Raw genomic sequence first — 18,552 nt, 5'->3', positions numbered from 1 at the left:
CTGGTGGGTCTTTGTGCTTGTGTGCTTGGACTTTGCTTCAGGACTTCTACGTCACTAACTCGTTATATAGAAAAGGTTATGTACGCCCGGATATGGGTAAGCAGAACGCTGCTCAGATATGAGCTATTTGAACGTTAGCACCTAAAATTCATAACGTCCAGTAAATTGACCTTTAATTGTTAAAAAACTTCGCGTTTATAGAACAAAGGACGTAGGACTTAATATTTTATTCGCCGATATGATACTGCATATTGCAGCATTTAGATGACTATTTTAAAAAAAACTTTAAATTAATTAAAAAACCGGTGCGCAGGGCACCGGTTTAGCGCATAAACAAACCCGTGGAATCACAGGTTTTCGTTTAGGAACTCATTTAGCTGAGTTTTAGATAACGCACCCACTTTAGTGGCCGCTACATTGCCGCCTTTGAAAAGTAACAGAGTAGGAATGCCCCGAATGCCGTATTTAGGCGGTGTTTCATTATTTTCATCGACATTCAACTTACCAACTGTTAACTTGCCTTCAAACTCGGAAGCAACTTCTTCCAAGATAGGTGCGATCATTTTACAAGGGCCGCACCACTCAGCCCAGAAGTCAACCAGCACAGGACCTTCAGCATTGATTACATCTGCTTCAAATTTGTCGTCAGTTAACTGGATAATTTTGTCGCTCATTCTGTTCTCCATTGTTTGGACTGTCGCTGATTTGTTCAGCCACACCATAAGTGTTATAAGAAACTGTCTTTTTTAATGCAAGCACCGATAAGCTATAAGCTATGCAAACAACTCATTTAACCGAAACAAATTTTTCCGATCTGCCTATCAATCCAAAAGTGCTTGATGCACTTAAAGCAGCTAATTTTACCCATTGTACACCGATTCAGGCTCTGGCATTACCCCCCTTACTTGAAGGACTGGATATTGCCGGGCAAGCCCAAACAGGTACAGGTAAAACTATTGCGTTTTTGGTGGCAACATTTCATTACCTGCTTTCCAATACTCAGGAAAACACCACTACATCAAAAGGCCCAAGAGCAATCATTATGGCTCCTACCCGCGAACTCGCGGTTCAGATCTATAACGATGCCAAACCTCTCAGCGAACACTCCGGTTTATCGCTTGGTTTGATATATGGGGGTGAAGGATATCAAAGTCAACGCGAAGTGCTAGAAGAAGGTGTAGATATCATGATCGGGACCACCGGTCGTATTCTTGATTACTACAAACAAAATATCTTCTCACTGAACAATATTCAGGTTGCCGTACTTGATGAAGCCGATCGCATGTTCGATTTGGGCTTTATTAAAGATATCCGCTATCTGTTTAAGCGTATGCCGCCGGCCTCAGAACGCCTCAGCATGCTGTTTTCTGCCACGTTGAGTTATCGCGTGCAGGAACTGGCTTATGAGCATATGAATAACCCTACCCATGTGCAGGTTGAGCCAGAAACCAAAACCGCTAAACGGGTTTCTGAAGAACTGTTTTATCCTTCTGATGAAGATAAAATGCGTTTGTTGCTTACCCTAATGGAAGAAGAGTGGCCAGAGCGGGCGATTGTCTTTGCCAATACCAAGCATACCTGTGAAAAGGTAAATGACTGGCTGGAAAACGATGGTCACCGGGTGGGTTTATTAAGCGGCGATGTACCGCAGAAAAAGCGCATGAGTATCTTAGATGACTTTACCAAAGGTCGTTTGGATATTCTGGTAGCCACCGATGTGGCCGCTCGCGGATTGCATATTGATGCAGTAACCCATGTTTTCAACTATGATTTACCTGATGATGCCGAAGACTACGTACATCGGATTGGCCGAACCGGCCGCGCCGGCAAAAGTGGTATCGCCATCAGTTTTGCCTGTGAGAAGTATGCACTTAACTTGCCTGCCATTGAGCAGTATATTCAGCATACTATCCCGGTAACAGATTATGATCGGAATGCTTTGCTTGACGATGTAACGGCGCCCAAAGCCCGCCCTCGCAAGCGCACGCCAAACGCCCGTAATTCAAACCGACGTGGGCGAGGACGAGGTAAACCGACATCAGCTAAGAAAAGTTAATCTATGCAGCCAGAAATCCGACACGATACCCTTGTACATAGTGAGCATTACGCCGCCGTAGATCTGGGTTCAAATAGTTTTCATATGGTCATTGTGCACGTTGTGAACGGCAACGTGCAGATTATAGGTAAGGTAAAGCAAAAAGTACGTTTGGCTGCCGGCCTGAATGAAAATCTTGAGTTGGATGAAATTAGCATGGAACGTGGCTGGCAATGCTTGCAAACGTTTGCTGAACGGCTGCAGGATATCCCAGCGTCAAATATTCGGGTGGTGGCAACTGCGACCTTACGCATGGCCGTCAATGCCGAAACCTTCATTCGCAAAGCTGAAACCATTTTAAATCACAAATTAAATGTTATCAGCGGCGAAGAAGAGGCCCGGCAAATTTACCTGGGCGTGGCTTATACGTCTGCCAATCAGGGCAATTCGCTGGTGATTGATATCGGTGGCGCCAGTACGGAAATTATCCTCGGTAATGATATGCAGCCTATCCATCTGAAAAGTCTGGATATGGGCTGCGTTACCTTTATGGAGCGCTATTTCAAGGGCGGCATTATCAGTGAAGATAATTTTGCCCAGGCCAGCGAACAGGTTAACCGGCTGATTGACGAGGTAGCAGACGCATTTTTATGTTTTGACTGGCATAATTGTCTGGGGGCTTCCGGTACGCCACAGGCGATTACCGAAATTCTGGTGGCTCAAGACATCAGTGACGCTATAAAACTGCACTATCTGTACGATCTCAAACAACAATGTATTGCCTGCGGCAGTATCGAAAACCTCGATATAAAAGGCCTGGAAGATGGCCGTAAAGCTATTTTCCCCAGCGGCCTGGCGATTCTTATCTGTTTGTTTGAACGGTTGAATATCCAGGCAATGAATATTTCGGGCGGCGCTTTGCGCGAAGGTCTGATTTACGGAATGCTAGATAACCTGCAGGAAAATGACCGGCGCAGTCAAACCCTAAATCAGGCCATGCGCCGTTATCATATCGAAAAGTCGCATGCCGATGCAGTGCGAGGATTGGCGCTTAATTTGTGCCATCAACTATGCGCCCAGGCCGCTATTTGCCATTTAGATACGGAAGCTGTATTGGGCGCCGCCGCGACCCTGCATGAAATTGGTTTGCATATCGAATACAAAAAACACCATGAACATGGTGCCTATATTCTTTCGCATATTGATTTACCCGGTTACACCCGCTTGCAGCGCGAGGCGATACGCGACCTGGTATTGTCCCATCGTTTGAAAATAGAACCTGCGGTGTTTAACAATTACCACGACGATGTTCGCCCTATGTTGTTAGCGCTACTGCGTATTTTACGTATTGCCACCGTATTGTGCCTACGTCGTCAAAACAAGCATATTCCAGAGGTAGAGCTTACCGTGAATGGTGATAACTGGGATATTCAGTTACCGCCAGGCTGGCTTATTGGCCACCCGCTGATTAATGCAGAGCTGGCGAATGAAAGTTGGCTACAGCATCGGGCTGGATGGCGGTTAAACTGCCAATAACCTGCACTATTAAAAATGCCGCGATTATCGCGGCATTTTGCTATCAGGCCAGCGTATAACGCTACCCAAGCTGTTGTAGCAAGCGTGCTGCCTGGGGCGCGAAATAGGTCAATATGCCGTCCGCTCCTGCGCGTTTAAAAGCCAGTAATGACTCCAAAATCACAGCCTCTTCATTAAGCCAGCCATTCGCAAAAGCCGCCTGGTGCATAGCATACTCGCCACTTACTTGGTAGGCGAAGGTAGGCACATTAAGCTCTTGCTTACAACGTCGTACAATATCCAGATAGGGCATGCCGGGTTTAACCATAACCATATCCGCCCCCTCGTCAATATCCATCGCGATTTCGTGGATGGCTTCATTACTGTTGGCAGGATCCATTTGATAGGTTTTTTTATTACCACCTTTAATATTACCTGCCGAGCCTACCGCGTCCCGGAACGGCCCGTAATAAGCCGAAGCGTACTTTGCCGAATACGCCATAATACAGGTATTAGTGAACCCTTGCGCTTCCAATACCTCACGGATAGCCCCTACTCTGCCATCCATCATATCCGACGGGGCCACGATATCGGCGCCCGCTTGGGCATGGGACAATGCCTGTTTTTGTAACACGGCTACCGACTCATCATTCATTACATAGCCAGCATGGTTAATCAGGCCGTCTTGTCCATGGGAGGTAAACGGGTCAAGCGCTACATCGGTCATGATAACCATTTGTGGGAAACGCTGTTTAATTTCACGCACCGCAGTTTGTATCAACCCTTGGGGGTTAAACGCCTCACTGGCACAGTCGGTTTTAAGCTCTGCCGGGGTAACCGGAAAAGGCGCGATAATAGTAATGCCTAAAGCCAGTAGCGTCTCTATCTCCTGTAACCAGATATCCAGGCTACGGCGCTCTACCCCAGGCATAGACGGCACAGCTTCACGCTGTCCTGTACCAGGTAAAATAAATATAGGATAAATAAGATCGCGGGCTGCAAGGTGATGCTCTGAAACCAATGAACGTACGGCATCATGGGCGCGAAGACGGCGCATTCGGCGCGCCGGAAAAGAAGAATGTATCATGAATTCTGTCCTGTAAAATAGTCGGTCTTTATACGGTTCCGACCTGCCGCTTTGGCTTGATATAAAAGGGCATCGGCAAACTTAAATAGCGCCAGCTCGTGTTCTTCAAAGGCGATAACAGCGGTAGCCACCCCGGCACTTACTGTCATATTGAGGCTATGACCATCAATCTCAAGTACTTCTTTTTCAACCTGGGCGCGCATCGCCTCGATAACCTGCTGCGCCCCGGCTAAATCGGTATTGGGTAATAGCACCACAAATTCTTCACCGCCATAGCGGCATACATCGTCGGTTGGCCGTTTCAGCATTCCTTGTAACAGCAACGCTAAGTGCGTAATGCACACATCGCCGGTACTATGGCCGTATTGGTCATTAATATTTTTAAAGTGGTCAATATCGATCACCGCTAGCGACAGTGGCGTCTGTTCGCGGCGACTACGCCGGCCTTCAGCCAGTAAACGCTTATCAAAATGCCGCCGATTTCGGATACCGGTCAAGGCATCAATGGTATTGAGGTTGGCTAACTCCTGGTTAGCGTCAGATAACTCGCGCAAGGCTATCTCGAGCTCTAGCGTGCGCTCCTGCACCTGGTAGTGCAAATCATCCTGATATTTTTGTTGCACATCAAGTAACTCTTCGCGGGCCTTAAGGATGTCCTGCTCTTGCACCAAGGTACGCTCTTTAATATGAAACATGGTTTCGCGATTGTGGCTGTAATCTATCGCCAGCACCAGCGCCAGTAACAAGGTCTCGACCCCTGCGCCTAACATCAATAAATAATTAGCCGGAACCGGCGAGGTAATGATGCCCAGGTTATCCATGGCTGCGGTAAATGCGCTGACCAATAACACAAACCAGGCGAACGAATAATAACGGGCTACCGTAGAGCCTTTTATGGCAATCCAAATGCCTACCAACAAGGCAAAAATAACGGTAAAACTTAACAGGAACAAAAACATACGAATGAGGAATGCGTACGGCAGGAAGAAACTAATAAGGACATTAACCAGGAAAATAGCAGATAACCCGTTCAGGCTCTGGCTGATGCGCGTGCTGTAATAGCGCACATTCAAAATTCGGTTGGAAAACTGCATGGCAAACATCAACGTCGCATTGGCAAATAACGCCAGCGATCGGCTTTGAAAGCCGGTTTGGTCTGACCATAAATAGGCATAACCTAAACCATGCATTGCTGTAATCGTCATGGCAAGTGAGAAGACGTAGCCTGAATAAGTAAAAAAGGTGGCCGAGCGGGTGGTGATAAACAAAAATAAATTGCTTAAGCCGATAGCAAATAATACGCCCAAAAATAATCCCAGCATCAGGTTATCGGTGGCATTAAAAGCCAGAAAGTCCTTCTCAAGCCACAACCTGACCGGCAATTTTAAAGCACCGCTGGTCTGCACTTTCATGTACACCACTAAGCCTTGTTTGCTCGCTGGAACCTGATAAACCAATGAAGGAAGCGGAATATCCCGTTGCGAATACGCCCGGCTATCGCCGCCGATAGCATGCAATATCAGTTGGTCGCCGGCAGGATCGTAAAAATAAATATCCAGGCTATCCAATAAAGGATAATTTACATCAAGCAGAAATGTCCCCTGCCGACGGGGGGTGGGTGGTAACGCCAGCCGAAACCAGTATGGCTGGCTTTGCATACCTAAATTAATCGGCGTTTGTACCGCCTGCCAGGGCACCTTGGCGCGATGAATATCAGTTACGTTCACCGGCGAACTGTCTTGTTCCCAGTAATCTATCGCGAACTGGCTTTGGGCATCATTTTGATAGGTGGTAAGGGTGCTGTATAAGAAAAATAAAAATGCAGTGATTAACGCGCTGATGAAAAGCAACCAACCATCGTAATTTCGTTGCAGTTGCGAGCTAAGCTGCATAGATTACACCTCTACTTCACCCTGAATAACTGCATTGTATTGGCAAAACTGGTTTCGCTGATACGCTGCTCAGGAACACCTAGTAACTCACTTAAACGGCGCCCGATGGCGGGTAACATGGCCGGTTCATTGTTCTTCAGGCGCGGGCGTTGATTTTTGGGAAACAGGTATGGCGCATCCGTTTCTAAAATCAGACGCTCTAACGGTAAACTACATACTGCCTGCTGTAACGATTCACCGCGCTTGTCGTCACATAGCCAGCCTGTAATACCAATATACAAACCCACAGCGAGGTAATCGTGCATTTGCTGTTCAGTACCGGTAAAACAATGGGCTATACCGGCTACTGGTGGGTACTGCTTTAATAGTGCAAGTTGTGCTGTAAACGCATCGCGCTCGTGCAGATAAACGGTTTTGTTGAGTTTAGACGCAATCTTTAGCTGAGCTTCAAAAACCACTAACTGGGTGTCTGGAGGGGAAAAGTTACGGTTAAAATCTAATCCGCATTCGCCAATCGCCACTACGCCGGGTTGCTGTGCCATGACCTCAAGCTGTTGCAAATCATCGGTCGTTACGTCTTTAGCATAATGCGGATGTACGCCAACCGTGTAGCATAGCTGCTGCGGGTAACGTGTATAGAGCGCCTGCGCCCGCTGCCATTCCTGGGGCGTGGTGGTAATAGCGCAGATACGTTCCACCCCCGCGTCTAACGCCCGGCGGATAACCTCATCAACATCAAAACGGGCATCCAACAGGTTTACCCCAGCATCGAACCACTGCATTTATTTAAGGCGCTTAACTTTGATGCGGCGATTACCACTTTCTACAGCAAAGTAAAAAACACCTAACGCGCCACGTTCTACCGTCGCCAGGTCGCCTTTTTTCGGCCGGAAATAGTCTGTATCTTGCTGTTTCCATACCATGTCATTGTCTAAAGTAATAATATATTTGCCCCGCGGATCTTTGGCTACTTGAGTAATAGTAGCTGATATTTCATCAACTGCCTGCTCTCTTTGGCGCTGCGCTTCCATTCCAAATTCTGCCACGGGCTCAGACTTACGCACTGGCGCGGTGGGGGTTTGTGAGGCTGCAACGGCCCCTGCCTTGGCGGTAGATTCAATAGGAGGCTGTGGAGCCGCCTGGGGGGGAGCAGGCGGTCTAGGCGAAGCGGCTTGGGCTTGTTCGGTATGCATTAAGCGATCAAAACATGCCAACCGCGTGTCATTCTGTTCAATGGATGCGCATTTTGTCAGCTCAGCATGTGTTATGTTCTGGGCATAAACACCCGTTGATAGTAGCCCGGTAAAGGCAACTACGCAGGATAAACGTTGCTTCATCTTTATTCCCTTAGAGCTTATTTTGAAGGGTCGCTCATTTCGTTTTCTGGTTCGTCTTCCGGATCTTTTTTGCGTGCATAGATACCGCCCACAATGACCCCTATCTCAAACAGTACCCACATAGGTAAAGCCAACAATGTTTGTGAAATCACATCAGGGGGGGTAAGTAACATGCCAACTACAAATGCACCCACAATGACGAAGGGGCGTTTGGAGCGTAACGTCTGGGCGTCGGTTACGCCCGTCCAGCATAGTAGAATAATGGCGATGGGAATTTCAAAAGAGACGCCAAACGCAAAAAACAGCTTCAATACGAAATCCAGGTAACTGGTAATATCGGTACTTACCGTTACCCCACTAGGGGCCACGCTGGTAAAAAATGCGAACGCTAACGGAAACACTACAAAGTACGCAAACGCCATACCCGCGTAAAATAGTAAGGTACTTGATACCAGCAGCGGCACTACCAGTTTCTTTTCATTTTTGTATAACCCGGGCGCTACAAAGGCCCAAACCTGATATAGCACGTAAGGAATGGCCAGAAAGAAAGATAGCACCAAGGTTAGTTTGAAGGGCGCGAAGAAAGGCGAGGCTACATCAGTAGCAATCATCGACGAATTTTCTGGTAACACGTCCAACAGCGGCTTTGCCAAATAGTGGTATAAATCTTCAGCGAAATAAACCAGACAAAGAAAAACAACAAGCACGCTAAGTAACGCGCGAAGAATACGATTTCGCAACTCAACTAAATGCGAAATCAGGCTAGAGGCGTCTGTCATTGATTTTTCTTATAGGGTTCCTGCACAGACTTAGCAGCGTCTTTCAATTCGTCCACGCTTTTTTGCAAGTCTGGTGACATATCTTTAAGGCCCTGCTGTTCGGCTTTTTTCAGGTTTTCGTGAAGTTCATGCACGCGCAGTTGGTGCTCGACCTCCTGCTTAAAGCCGGTCGCGGCATTACGCACACTGCGCACCGAGTTAATGGTAGATCGGATGGCACCTGGCAGACGCTCAGGCCCCAGTACAAGCAATGCCAGTACACCAATAACCAGCAATTCCCAAAAGCCGATATCAAACATCAGGATTTATCTTTTACATTACTCTGGGTATTGGTTTGAACAGGCTCAGCCTGGTCTTTTTTTTCGACCTGCTGGTTCTGTTCAAAATCTGCATCTGCTTTTTCTTCATCAGATACGGCCTTTTTAAACCCTTTAATAGCACCGCCTACATCAGTACCAATGCTTTTAAGTCGTTTTGTACCAAACAAAAGTACGACGATTGCTAACACTATCAGCAACTGCCAAATACTAATACCGCCCATAAAACTCTCCTTTTGGTTTGTCATCACAGTATGCCATTGCGCGACCAACCTTTCACCAACATATTGTAAACTATATTTACAATATAGACGGATGACCAGCACGAAGGTTCACAAGTAACAGATCGATATTATCTGTAGTGGCTTATAAGTACTCATTGACTTATGTCCGCGAACATTGAATGCTGAACAAAAAGGAACAATAGATAAGCAAGGTATGGCATGTATTTCATTGGTTTTCTGCACATTATTGGTAATGCCGAATACCGCAGCGCCGCTGCCGTCGGGGGCCAGCGCTGACGCAGTCAACGTATCCGCTATGCCCGCCTACGTTGATGAGCAGTCCGATGGCTCATGGATGGATGAGTGGCAACACAACCTGACCCAGTCAATGAACTATACGGCGCAGCAACTTGATAGTTATTTTGCAATGAAAGGGTCCAGCAGGTTTGAGGATGCCCGCGCGCAAGGCCGTTTAAGCCTGGGTTGGGAGCCCCGTACACGGGATATCAGTGAAGTTGATTTGCGGTTTAATATCCGGGTCAAATTACCGGCCTTGAAAGACAGAGTCGATTTACTACTGAGCGATGACGAAGACTATGATGAAAGTGCGTCAATAAAAGCAGCCCGCCAACCTATCGAAAGACGGCGCGACAATACCACCATCGCCCTACGATATCGGTCCAGCGAAGATGCTAAAGTATCTTATCGCATTGGTACCGGTCGGCGGGGGCAGATATATGTCAAATCACGGTTTGCTGATATGGCAGCTTACTCCAGTCAACTGGCATTATTTTATGATGCCGAGGCCTATTATTACACCCGGGATCGCGCAGGTGCCGAAGTTGGCGCTACTGTGCAATACATTACCCAGCGCGATCATGTGTTTAGATTTAACCACCGCTTTTACTACCGCGATCGCTCTGAAGACTGGATTTGGCGCCACGAAGGGCAGTACTTACAACCCTTAAATCAACATGCAGCAATGATCTACACCCTGTTTACGGAGGGGGGTTCGCAGCCGGATTATCGACTAAACGAGGTCTATATAAGCAGCAAATGGCGTAGCAATCCTACCCGCGAATGGTTGTTCTTCGAGGTAGAGCCATTTTTAATATTCCTACGCGATGAGGATTTTAAGCCCTCTTATGGGGTTGCCATGCGAGTAGAGGTTTATTATGGCAGTAACAGCTAGCCGTATCCTGGGCTTTATAGTAAAAAAAAAAGCCAGCGCTGGTTACAGCATCCGGCTTTTGCCTATCCCGCCGCGGCGGGACGTAGTGTCTATCTATTCACCATTAAGGGCGTAGAGCTCGCTCACCCCGCGCCAGGCCACATACCCCCGTACGCGAAGATTCAATAATCTCTGCACACTGGTTCATGGTAGTAGAAAATGCATCCAGCTTATCGGTGGTACCGGTTATCTCAATGGTATAATTAGTGGCGTTTACATCGACAATACGGGCCCGAAAAATATCGGCATTACGCTTTACTTCCGCTCGCATACCTTCCGTGCGCGTGGCCACTTTTACCAACATCAGCTCTCGCTCAATATGCGTACCATCGGTTAAATCCACGACTTTTAGTACGTCAATAAGCTTATTCACCTGTTTGGTGATTTGCTCAATCACTTTGTCATCGCCATGGGTGGTAATGGTCAGTCGTGACAAGCTCGGATCATCGGTAGGGGCTACACATAAAGAATCAACATTGTAGCCACGCTGGGAAAATACACCCACGATACGTGATAAAGCACCCGGGGCATTTTCCATTAATACTGAAATAATTCTTTTCATTAGGTGCGCTCCGTTTTGCTTAAACGCATATCATCCATTGCGCCAAATTTTATCTGCATTGGATATACGTGTTCGTTTTGATCTACTTGAATGTCCATAAACACCAGCCGGTCGGTGTAACTGAAACATTTCTCCATAGCGGCATCTAGGTCTTCCAGTTTGTCTACCCGAATACCGACATGGCCGTACGCTTCGGCTAACTTAACGAAGTCGGGCATTGAGTCCATATAAGAATGGGAATGCCGCCCTTTGTAAATCATATCCTGCCATTGTCTTACCATGCCTAAGGCACGGTTATTAAGAGAGATGATTTTGACGGGCAAATTATATTGCAGACAGGTGGAAAGCTCCTGGATATTCATTTGAATACTACCATCGCCGGTGACCACCACGGATACAGCATCACGATGGGCAAATTGCACCCCCATAGCGGCTGGCAGGCCAAAGCCCATGGTGCCTAAACCACCGGAATTAATCCATTGACGAGGATTTTTAAACGGATAATACAGCGCCGCAAACATCTGGTGCTGGCCTACATCCGAACTAACGTAAGCATCGCCATTGGTATGCTTATACAGCGCCTGGATGACCTTTTGCGGTTTTATCACAGAAGCTGAGTCTTCATAATTCAGACATTGGCGTGTGCGCCACTGCGCTATCTGCTCCCACCACTCACTTAATTTGTGTTGCTGATCGGCCAGCTCTTTATCCGCTAACTGTTCAAGAATTTGTTCTAATACTGTATCTACCGAACCCACCACCGGAATATGTGCATTGACGGTTTTGGAGATAGAAGCCGGGTCAATATCAACATGAATAATATCAGCATGCGGACAGAATTTAGCCACATTATTGGTAACCCGGTCATCAAACCGTGCGCCCAGGGCCAAAATGCAATCGGCATTGTGCATGGCTTTATTAGCTTCAAGTGTGCCATGCATACCCAGCATCCCCAAAAACTGTTCATGGGTGCCAGGAAATGCGCCTAACCCCATCAAGGTGCAGGTGACCGGAGCGTGCAGTTGTTCTGCCAGTTGAATAACCCGAGCCGAAGCCTCGCTGGCAATCGCTCCGCCGCCAACATACAGCACCGGGCGTTTCGCCTTTATAAGGGATTTAACTGCCTTTTTAACCTGCCGCGGGTGGCCTTTTTCCGTGGGATTGTACGAGCGCATCGTAACATCGGCTGGAAAATGATAAGGATGTTCCTCTTGCACATTGACTAAGTCTTTTGGCAAATCAACAACCACGGGGCCGGGCCGGCCAGTATTGGCAATGTAATAGGCTTTGGCAATGGCCTCAGGAATATCGACAGCGCGCTTAACTAAAAAACTGTGCTTTACGATAGGCCGTGAACAACCCACCATATCCGTTTCCTGAAACGCATCTTCGCCAATGTGCATCGAGGGCACCTGACCGGACAAAATGACCATCGGAATTGAGTCCATATAGGCAGTGGCAATGCCGGTAATGGTATTAGTTGCCCCTGGACCTGAAGTGACGAGTACTGTGCCGGTTTTGCCAGTTGCGCGTGCGTAACCGTCGGCCATATGAGCAGCCGCCTGTTCGTGACGTACGAGTACATGTTCGACATCATCCTGCGCAAACAGCGCATCATAAATATCGAGAACGGCACCACCGGGGTAACCGAACACATGCTTAACTCCTACATCTTTTAGCGCTTCCACCACCATGGCGGCGCCCGACATCATTTTCACAGTCGTCTCTCCTGAAAGTTTGGTTGGAAATCGTCAGTCTTTGTATAGCCGGACTATAACGAAGCTATTAGGAAGTTAAAACAATAAAAACAACAAAAGTGAGATATATATCCCCATATTTAAAATAATTAGGATAAATATCTCGTCTCTGCGTATTTATTCAGCAAATTTGGGATAGGCGTTTACAGTAAATTTACATTTACTCATCATCGATTTGGATTTGTAGCCCACTGTCCTCCACGCCATCGGCTTCACTTGCATCATCGGAGTCGGTGGCTTTGCGTGAACCATAAATACTGGCCGTTCGTGGCCGGTTGATCCGGTTTTGATACTTTAACCATACTTTTTCTGTCGCATTGGCTGGGTTCATCCGGCCCAAAGCCACATCCACGAAACGCTGTTCGGCTTCTGTTTCGGGCAGCAGTTCACCGTCTACCAGCGCCGCAATAAGCGAACCGTATTGCATGAGCAGTTTACTTTCAGCGATGGAAAAGTCGCCGGAGCGGGAAAAACCATAGGGGTAGTGTCGTTTGTCAGTAAAAGGACGTTTGGTAAGAGAGTCGCGCGTTAACTTTGCCATCATCAAACCCTGTTCGTTTACGATTGGTGGCACCATAGCCGATGCCGGTGGTGAGCCGGTTAGCTACCCTGTTCTCCTTGTCCAGGTAGTAACAGAATTACCGCTTTTGCTACATCGTTTTTAGTTGGGTTTAAGGCTGCTGTCAATGAAAAACAGGAAAGTACGCTTTTTTATTCACGATGGCCGGTACAGACTGTCGCCAACAAAACCGCAAACGCAGCTATCAGCACACACTTTGCCAGGCCATCGAGCATCACCGGAGGATCCTGGTTAACGGCGCTTTTTCGGCACCCAGGCCCACAGCATTTCACACACCACCGGTTCAATATTATGTGCATCAGTGACGATAACTTTTACCAGCACCTCACCTTTATCTTGTTGCTGCATTTGCGCAATTTGCTGCTCAGTGAGTGAAGCTACCGCCTGCATATCTCCGGTAGCCCGTTTAACGTAATTAAGCTTCATTGACTTGATCAGAGGCAGTTTATCACCCGGCAAATTTACCCCGACAATAAACCCGGTGGCCGATTCAGCTAATAACGCCATACCGGCAGCGTGTACGCTACCTATATGATTCTGCACTTTTTTGTAATTTTTTTGCCTGAATGTAACGCTAGTCAGATCCGTATGTAAAATATCCAAGCTCACCGTGCGGGTTAATTTAACTTTAAACCGGAACATCCAGGTAAGCAACTTGCGGGATAACCAGTCGGGGTAACGATTAACTTTCATCGCATAACGGCGTAACGGGTTGGTACTGGACATAAACGGTCTTCTTATTATCTGGTAAGACCAGTAAGATTATAGCGGGCCCGTATAAATTGCAATGTTGCCGGTGTTTTATCTGTTTGCTTAACACTATCCTGCCAGGTCAAAGCATCCATTCCGCGTCCTACTTTACCCGGCCAACCTGGAGCCGCCAGCTTGTTTTACCGCTATTACCGTGCAATACCCAATTGAACTTTAAGTTCGTTTAAATGCGCCGCATAGTGTTTCCAACGGCCTATTGAGCGAGTATTAATGGCTTCGCGCACCTGTACTTTACTGGCAGTGGATACCGGAGCCAGGTTACGTTCTACCTGTACACACTGGGGTTCCCACGCCAGTCCGCAGAAGTCCAGTAAGGCGCGCGACTCTTCCATCGGCTGAGTGACCAGTTTTTCGTACGATTGTAGTCGTATCGAGGATGGGGCCAGACGCTGCCAATGATGTACCAGGTCATAAAACTGCTGGTATACCCGGCCAATAGCCAATAAGTCGTAAGCGTAGGCATAGTATGGGCTATGTATGGAGAAGAGTTGCCGGTAGTTGCCTATGCAGGTATCTAATGGGTCCCGGAGTAAACATACAATTTTCGCCTGAGGCAGGGCCCGGAGAATATGCGGCAGGTAGAAAAAGTTAAACGGTAATTTGTCTACCAGATGGTAGGCACCGGGCTGCATTAAAAATTGCGTGCGGGCTAAATATTGCGCACCCAGTACATCCGGATCTATCTGGCTGGCTTGTTCTAATGTAGCCAAATCAAGCACCTGCGCCGATGGCGTTGCCGTCAGTTGTTTGACCGCCACACCAAAATCCTGCAATTCGCCCCCCGACACCACCTTACTATGGTGACTTAAAATACGCTCTACCAGCGTTGTTCCGGAGCGCGGCATACCCATGACAAATAGTGGCTGGGAGGCATGTGAAGAGGTTGTTTGCAGCACCTCAGGTGGCATCTGCCGCAAATGGGTAAACAGGGCATCAAACGTTGTATGGGTGTCAGCTAACTGGTCTTTTTTTACCTGCTTTGCCTGCGCTAAGGCAGTAAACGCTTTATTAAACTCACCCTGTGCCTCGTATTCTTTGCTTAGCGCATGTCCAATATGCAAGGCGGCGTCGGGATCTGGCGGGTGTCCTTTAGTCTGCAGGCGCGCCTTTACCTGCAACAGCCGCGAAATATTATTGGTCTTGGTCACTGGCCGGCCCAAATCAGTCAACGCGAAGTGTGCCTGATAAAAATCCGGGTTCAACTCGATGGCTTGCGTAAAAGCCTGCCGGGCGCGCGCAAACTGGCCAGCAAACTTCGCTGAAACCCCATAATTATAATAAAATTGGGGCTGGCGGGAATCAAGCTCAAGTGCCCTTGCAAAATAAGCCAGCGCCTGGTCATGCAGGCCTACCCGACTTAATGCTACACCCATAGTATCTAAATCCAGCGGCGCGTTAAGCTCGCTTACCGGCGCTTGCGCAGCATAATGCAGGGCCTCATTCATATTACCCTGTAGCGCATAGCATTTAGTCAGGTATACGTTGATACGTGGGTTAGTTTCAAGGCCTAGCGCTTTGTGCAGTAACGTGATGGCTTTATTGATCTGGGCCAGTTCGATATGCACTATGCCCAGCAAAAAATAGGCGCGCGACTGCTCACCATACTGGCGGATAACCGTTACCAAATGCTGGTGTGCTTCCACATAGTTACGCTGGTTTATCGCTTCTATGGCCTGCTTAAACAATGTTTGTAATGTCGTCATATAAACTGTTTGGCTATAACAAAAAAGGCACCCGATAGCGGTGCCTTTGTTTGCTGTTAGGCGTTACTTCACGCTATTACAACTCAAAGCGATAATCAAATTTCACCCCAATACGCCGCGGGGTCAGCACATAGTGCCCATAATTACGTAAAATATCAGTTCCGTTAGGCAACATTTCGGCAAAGGTCGGATCGCCCATATCACCCCGATCCCGACGCGTAGATGTGTATGCATACTTATCAAACAGGTTATCTACGTAAAAGGTCACACTCCAGGCGGTGTCAGACACTCTGGCGGTCAGGTTACTTACCGCATAACCAGGCAATGCTTCTCCGTTTTGCCTTAAGCCCACGGTAGAGAACACATCACTTTGTGCTGTCAGACCATAACTTACGTCGAGCATTTTATCGGCCAATATTTCCTGACTGTAAGTCATTCCAAATGAGAATTGATGTTCGGCAGAGCCTGGTAGTCGGTCGCCATCTTTACCATCATAATAGTTCTGCAAGGGCGTCCCCGCTTCATCAAACACGCCGAACAAAAAGGGCGCGTCGGCGGTTAACTCTGCCCGGGTGTTAGCATAGGTGGCATACATAGTCAGTTCATCGCTAACCAGGGTGCGCAGCGATAATTCCACGCCGCGGGCGTTGGCCCCCTGGGCGTTGGTGGTTATGGGTTGTTGACCATTAATGGTGGCCCCACCCACTTGTGCGTTATCCCAGTCAACATTGAACAAGGCTGCATTCAGTTGCACTCGGTTGCGCAGATAACTGGTTTTGACGCCGAGTTCATAGTTGGTGGTAGTATCAGCATCAAATACCTGCTCACTGGGCACGGCACAGATAATCTGGTTGTTAACCTCATTAATATTGTCCGGGCACGCTGCTAGACCATTGGCCCCGCCGATTCTGAAGCCCTCACTGACGGTAGCGTATCCCATGGTATCGCCACTAAACCGGTAGCTAGCATTGATTTTAAATAGCGTTCCGCTGTCTTCTGCCTCTTCGTGGCCGTAATCCAACACCACCTCGTCACCGGGCCGGCCTTCATACAAACTATTATATAGCGGCAAATCTACCGCTGAGAGCGAGCTAACATCATATTCGTACGCACGTAGCCCTACCGTAATATCAAGCTGTTCAGTCACCGCATAGGTCAGCTCGCCAAACAACGCCGACTCAGTAATGTCGGTATCTTCTGCAGAATAATATTCCAGATCATCAGCTCGGGCATTACCTGGTACTTCCCACACGCTTAAGGCGTAATCATCAAAACCTGGCGTGTACTCTTTACTGCTGCCGGCATACTGTGACTTATTGTAATAGAACCCGGCAATCCAGCTCAATGGCCCGGTATTCTGGGAAACCAGGCGTAGCTCCTGGGTGAAATTCGTTTCATTGTCCAGCTCCTCCGTGTAAGCAGAAAACGCCGGAAACTCTTCGTAACTGTAGTCTAAACGAATAAGTAAATCGGTTTGGTCACGTTGACCACTGGCATCGAATTCAGCATAGCCGGTTGCCGAGACCAATTCAGCAAAGCCCAAGTCGGCTTTTAACTCAAGGCTTAACAAGCTGTCTTCTTTGTCGCGCGGCTCTTCATAACGATACGCTGATTCGTAAGGCCCGATTACCTCAGCCAGGGGGTTTTGTGCTGATAAGGCATTGTGCTGGGTAATTGAACGTCCTTCCACATCTTGCTTCTGATAAAAATAAGATAGGGTTCCATCAACCCAGTCGGAGGGGGTCCAGCGCAGCGCGATACGTGCTGTTAGCGTATCTTCTCCGTTTGCATCACTGACTTGGCGCAGGTTTTGCGAAGTAGCCTGAGGGTCGCTAAAATCGGGGTCAGAGAGTGATGTGCCACCTTCTTGTACTACATAGTTATAATCAATAAAGCCGGGGTTACTAAAATAATTCAGTGAAGCCCGCACACCTAATTCACCGTTGATTATCGGGGCGTTGAACACAAAGCCGCCTTCCTTACCCGCACTGTCGCTTTCACTGAGCGCAAAAACATCGCCAAAAATTTCCCCTGAGGTAAAATCAAGATCTACCGCCTTAGGGATATAGCGGATAGCTCCGCCTAGAGTACCCGCTCCGTACAACGTACCCTGAGGACCAATCAACACCTCGACCCGCTCTACATCAATAAGGCGCATGTTGACGAATAACGGGATTTCCCCGAAATAGGTAGCAACCGTACCGCCGTCCGAATCGGGCCCTGAAGAATTGGTGTTAAGACCACGCACAATAATCGGAGAGCTGGAACGTCCGCCTTGATCGGTCACCGTTAAGCCAGGTACCCAGCGCGCCACATCATCCAGGTTTTCTATATTTTGCTGGGCCATTACATCCGATGTAAGAGCAGAAATGTTAAGCGGTACTTCTTGTAAAGAACCGCTGCGGCGGGTAGCCGTCACTTCTATTTTTTCGATTTCCTTATCAGCAACGCTAGTTTCCTGCCCAACTGCCATAACAGGATTAAATGCAGCGATGACAGCGCCTGCAACAAGTGTGCGGGCAAACAAGATGTTTGCTGCTGACTTCATGTGTTTCTCCAACCTAAAATTCATATTTACGGCCGCTATGGCCAATTCTTATCTATCAGCAGCGTTTGTCTGCTTTATAAGTATATTTTACGCAAAGTCACATCAGAACGACAGCAAAATATGAATAGAAATTCATTTATAGGATAATTGTATTCAACCACTAATAACCCCAAAGCTCCACCTGTATCTTATCGCCCCCTCTCTCCATAAGGCT

17 protein-coding genes are annotated in these 18,552 nt (G+C 47.8%); 3 read left to right on the top strand and 14 right to left on the bottom strand.

The window, feature by feature from the left end:
* Nucleotides 1–347 precede the first annotated feature (347 nt).
* Nucleotides 348–674, bottom strand: coding sequence for a thioredoxin TrxA (trxA, locus tag D0Y50_RS02005; RefSeq protein WP_108565635.1), 327 nt, complete (start codon nucleotides 672–674; stop codon nucleotides 348–350).
* A 101-nt stretch (nucleotides 675–775) separates the two neighbouring features.
* On the opposite strand from trxA, the gene rhlB reads away from it, so the two are divergent.
* Both rhlB and D0Y50_RS01995 read left to right on the top strand, forming a co-directional pair.
* Complete coding sequence (gene rhlB, locus D0Y50_RS02000; protein WP_108565636.1) at nucleotides 776–2,056, top strand: ATP-dependent RNA helicase RhlB; 1,281 nt, start codon at nucleotides 776–778, stop codon at nucleotides 2,054–2,056.
* 3 nt (nucleotides 2,057–2,059) lie between these two features.
* Nucleotides 2,060–3,571: a Ppx/GppA phosphatase family protein gene (locus tag D0Y50_RS01995; RefSeq protein ID WP_108565637.1), complete on the top strand. Its 1,512-nt coding sequence runs from the start codon at nucleotides 2,060–2,062 to the stop codon at nucleotides 3,569–3,571.
* A gap of 61 nt (nucleotides 3,572–3,632) precedes the next feature.
* On the opposite strand, the gene hemB is transcribed toward D0Y50_RS01995, so the two are convergent.
* Genes hemB through tatA form a run of 7 tightly spaced genes read right to left on the bottom strand, consistent with a single transcriptional unit; the run spans nucleotide 3,633 to nucleotide 9,186 of the window.
* Nucleotides 3,633–4,637, bottom strand: a complete 1,005-nt coding sequence (gene hemB, locus D0Y50_RS01990) for a porphobilinogen synthase (protein WP_176582442.1) — start codon at nucleotides 4,635–4,637, stop codon at nucleotides 3,633–3,635.
* Nucleotides 4,634–6,529 (bottom strand): sensor domain-containing diguanylate cyclase, encoded by a 1,896-nt coding sequence (locus D0Y50_RS01985; protein WP_117315245.1) that lies wholly within the window; start codon nucleotides 6,527–6,529, stop codon nucleotides 4,634–4,636. The genes hemB and D0Y50_RS01985 overlap by 4 nt, the downstream gene beginning before the upstream one ends.
* Before the next feature lie 11 nt (nucleotides 6,530–6,540).
* Nucleotides 6,541–7,311 (bottom strand): TatD family hydrolase, encoded by a 771-nt coding sequence (locus tag D0Y50_RS01980; RefSeq protein ID WP_117315243.1) that lies wholly within the window; start codon nucleotides 7,309–7,311, stop codon nucleotides 6,541–6,543.
* Nucleotides 7,312–7,866 (bottom strand): hypothetical protein, encoded by a 555-nt coding sequence (locus tag D0Y50_RS01975; protein ID WP_117315241.1) that lies wholly within the window; start codon nucleotides 7,864–7,866, stop codon nucleotides 7,312–7,314. It lies immediately after the preceding gene.
* A gap of 17 nt (nucleotides 7,867–7,883) precedes the next feature.
* On the bottom strand, nucleotides 7,884–8,645 hold the full coding sequence (tatC, locus tag D0Y50_RS01970; RefSeq protein ID WP_108565641.1) for a twin-arginine translocase subunit TatC: 762 nt from the start codon (nucleotides 8,643–8,645) through the stop codon (nucleotides 7,884–7,886).
* A complete protein-coding gene (gene tatB / locus D0Y50_RS01965) occupies nucleotides 8,642–8,944 on the bottom strand; it encodes a Sec-independent protein translocase protein TatB (RefSeq protein ID WP_108565642.1) in 303 nt (100 codons plus the stop codon). Before tatB ends, tatC begins: the two co-directional genes overlap by 4 nt.
* On the bottom strand, nucleotides 8,944–9,186 hold the full coding sequence (tatA, locus tag D0Y50_RS01960; RefSeq protein ID WP_108565643.1) for a Sec-independent protein translocase subunit TatA: 243 nt from the start codon (nucleotides 9,184–9,186) through the stop codon (nucleotides 8,944–8,946). The genes tatB and tatA overlap by 1 nt, the downstream gene beginning before the upstream one ends.
* A 253-nt stretch (nucleotides 9,187–9,439) precedes the next feature.
* Here tatA and D0Y50_RS01955 point away from each other — a divergent pair, with 253 nt between their 5' ends.
* Nucleotides 9,440–10,378 carry a hypothetical protein gene (locus tag D0Y50_RS01955; RefSeq protein WP_232366424.1) on the top strand — a complete coding sequence of 313 codons (939 nt, stop codon included), beginning with the start codon at nucleotides 9,440–9,442 and terminating at the stop codon, nucleotides 10,376–10,378.
* A gap of 103 nt (nucleotides 10,379–10,481) precedes the next feature.
* Here the strand turns inward: D0Y50_RS01955 and ilvN are convergent, their stop codons facing one another.
* The 6 genes from ilvN to D0Y50_RS01925 all read right to left on the bottom strand — a co-directional run bounded on the left by ilvN (nucleotide 10,482) and on the right by D0Y50_RS01925 (nucleotide 18,338).
* On the bottom strand, nucleotides 10,482–10,979 hold the full coding sequence (ilvN, locus tag D0Y50_RS01950) for an acetolactate synthase small subunit (RefSeq protein WP_108565645.1): 498 nt from the start codon (nucleotides 10,977–10,979) through the stop codon (nucleotides 10,482–10,484).
* On the bottom strand, nucleotides 10,979–12,697 hold the full coding sequence (locus D0Y50_RS01945; protein ID WP_108565646.1) for an acetolactate synthase 3 large subunit: 1,719 nt from the start codon (nucleotides 12,695–12,697) through the stop codon (nucleotides 10,979–10,981). Before D0Y50_RS01945 ends, ilvN begins: the two co-directional genes overlap by 1 nt.
* Nucleotides 12,698–12,896: 199 nt before the next feature.
* The gene (gene maoP, locus D0Y50_RS01940) at nucleotides 12,897–13,277 is read right to left on the bottom strand and encodes a DUF413 domain-containing protein (protein WP_108565839.1); all 381 of its coding nucleotides are present in this window, start codon (nucleotides 13,275–13,277) and stop codon (nucleotides 12,897–12,899) included.
* A gap of 270 nt (nucleotides 13,278–13,547) precedes the next feature.
* Nucleotides 13,548–14,042 (bottom strand): DUF4442 domain-containing protein, encoded by a 495-nt coding sequence (locus tag D0Y50_RS01935; RefSeq protein ID WP_108565647.1) that lies wholly within the window; start codon nucleotides 14,040–14,042, stop codon nucleotides 13,548–13,550.
* Nucleotides 14,043–14,215: 173 nt separating this feature from the next.
* Nucleotides 14,216–15,790, bottom strand: a complete 1,575-nt coding sequence (locus tag D0Y50_RS01930; protein WP_117315236.1) for a tetratricopeptide repeat-containing sulfotransferase family protein — start codon at nucleotides 15,788–15,790, stop codon at nucleotides 14,216–14,218.
* A 76-nt stretch (nucleotides 15,791–15,866) separates the two neighbouring features.
* Nucleotides 15,867–18,338 (bottom strand): TonB-dependent receptor, encoded by a 2,472-nt coding sequence (locus D0Y50_RS01925; protein ID WP_117315234.1) that lies wholly within the window; start codon nucleotides 18,336–18,338, stop codon nucleotides 15,867–15,869.
* Nucleotides 18,339–18,552 lie beyond the last annotated feature (214 nt).

Origin of the sequence: Salinimonas sediminis (genome assembly GCF_003429285.1) — a bacterium.
GTDB lineage: Bacteria > Pseudomonadota > Gammaproteobacteria > Enterobacterales > Alteromonadaceae > Alteromonas > Alteromonas indica.
The sequence above is the reverse complement of the archived record's forward strand: the minus strand, read 5'-3'. Positions and strand labels throughout refer to the sequence as shown.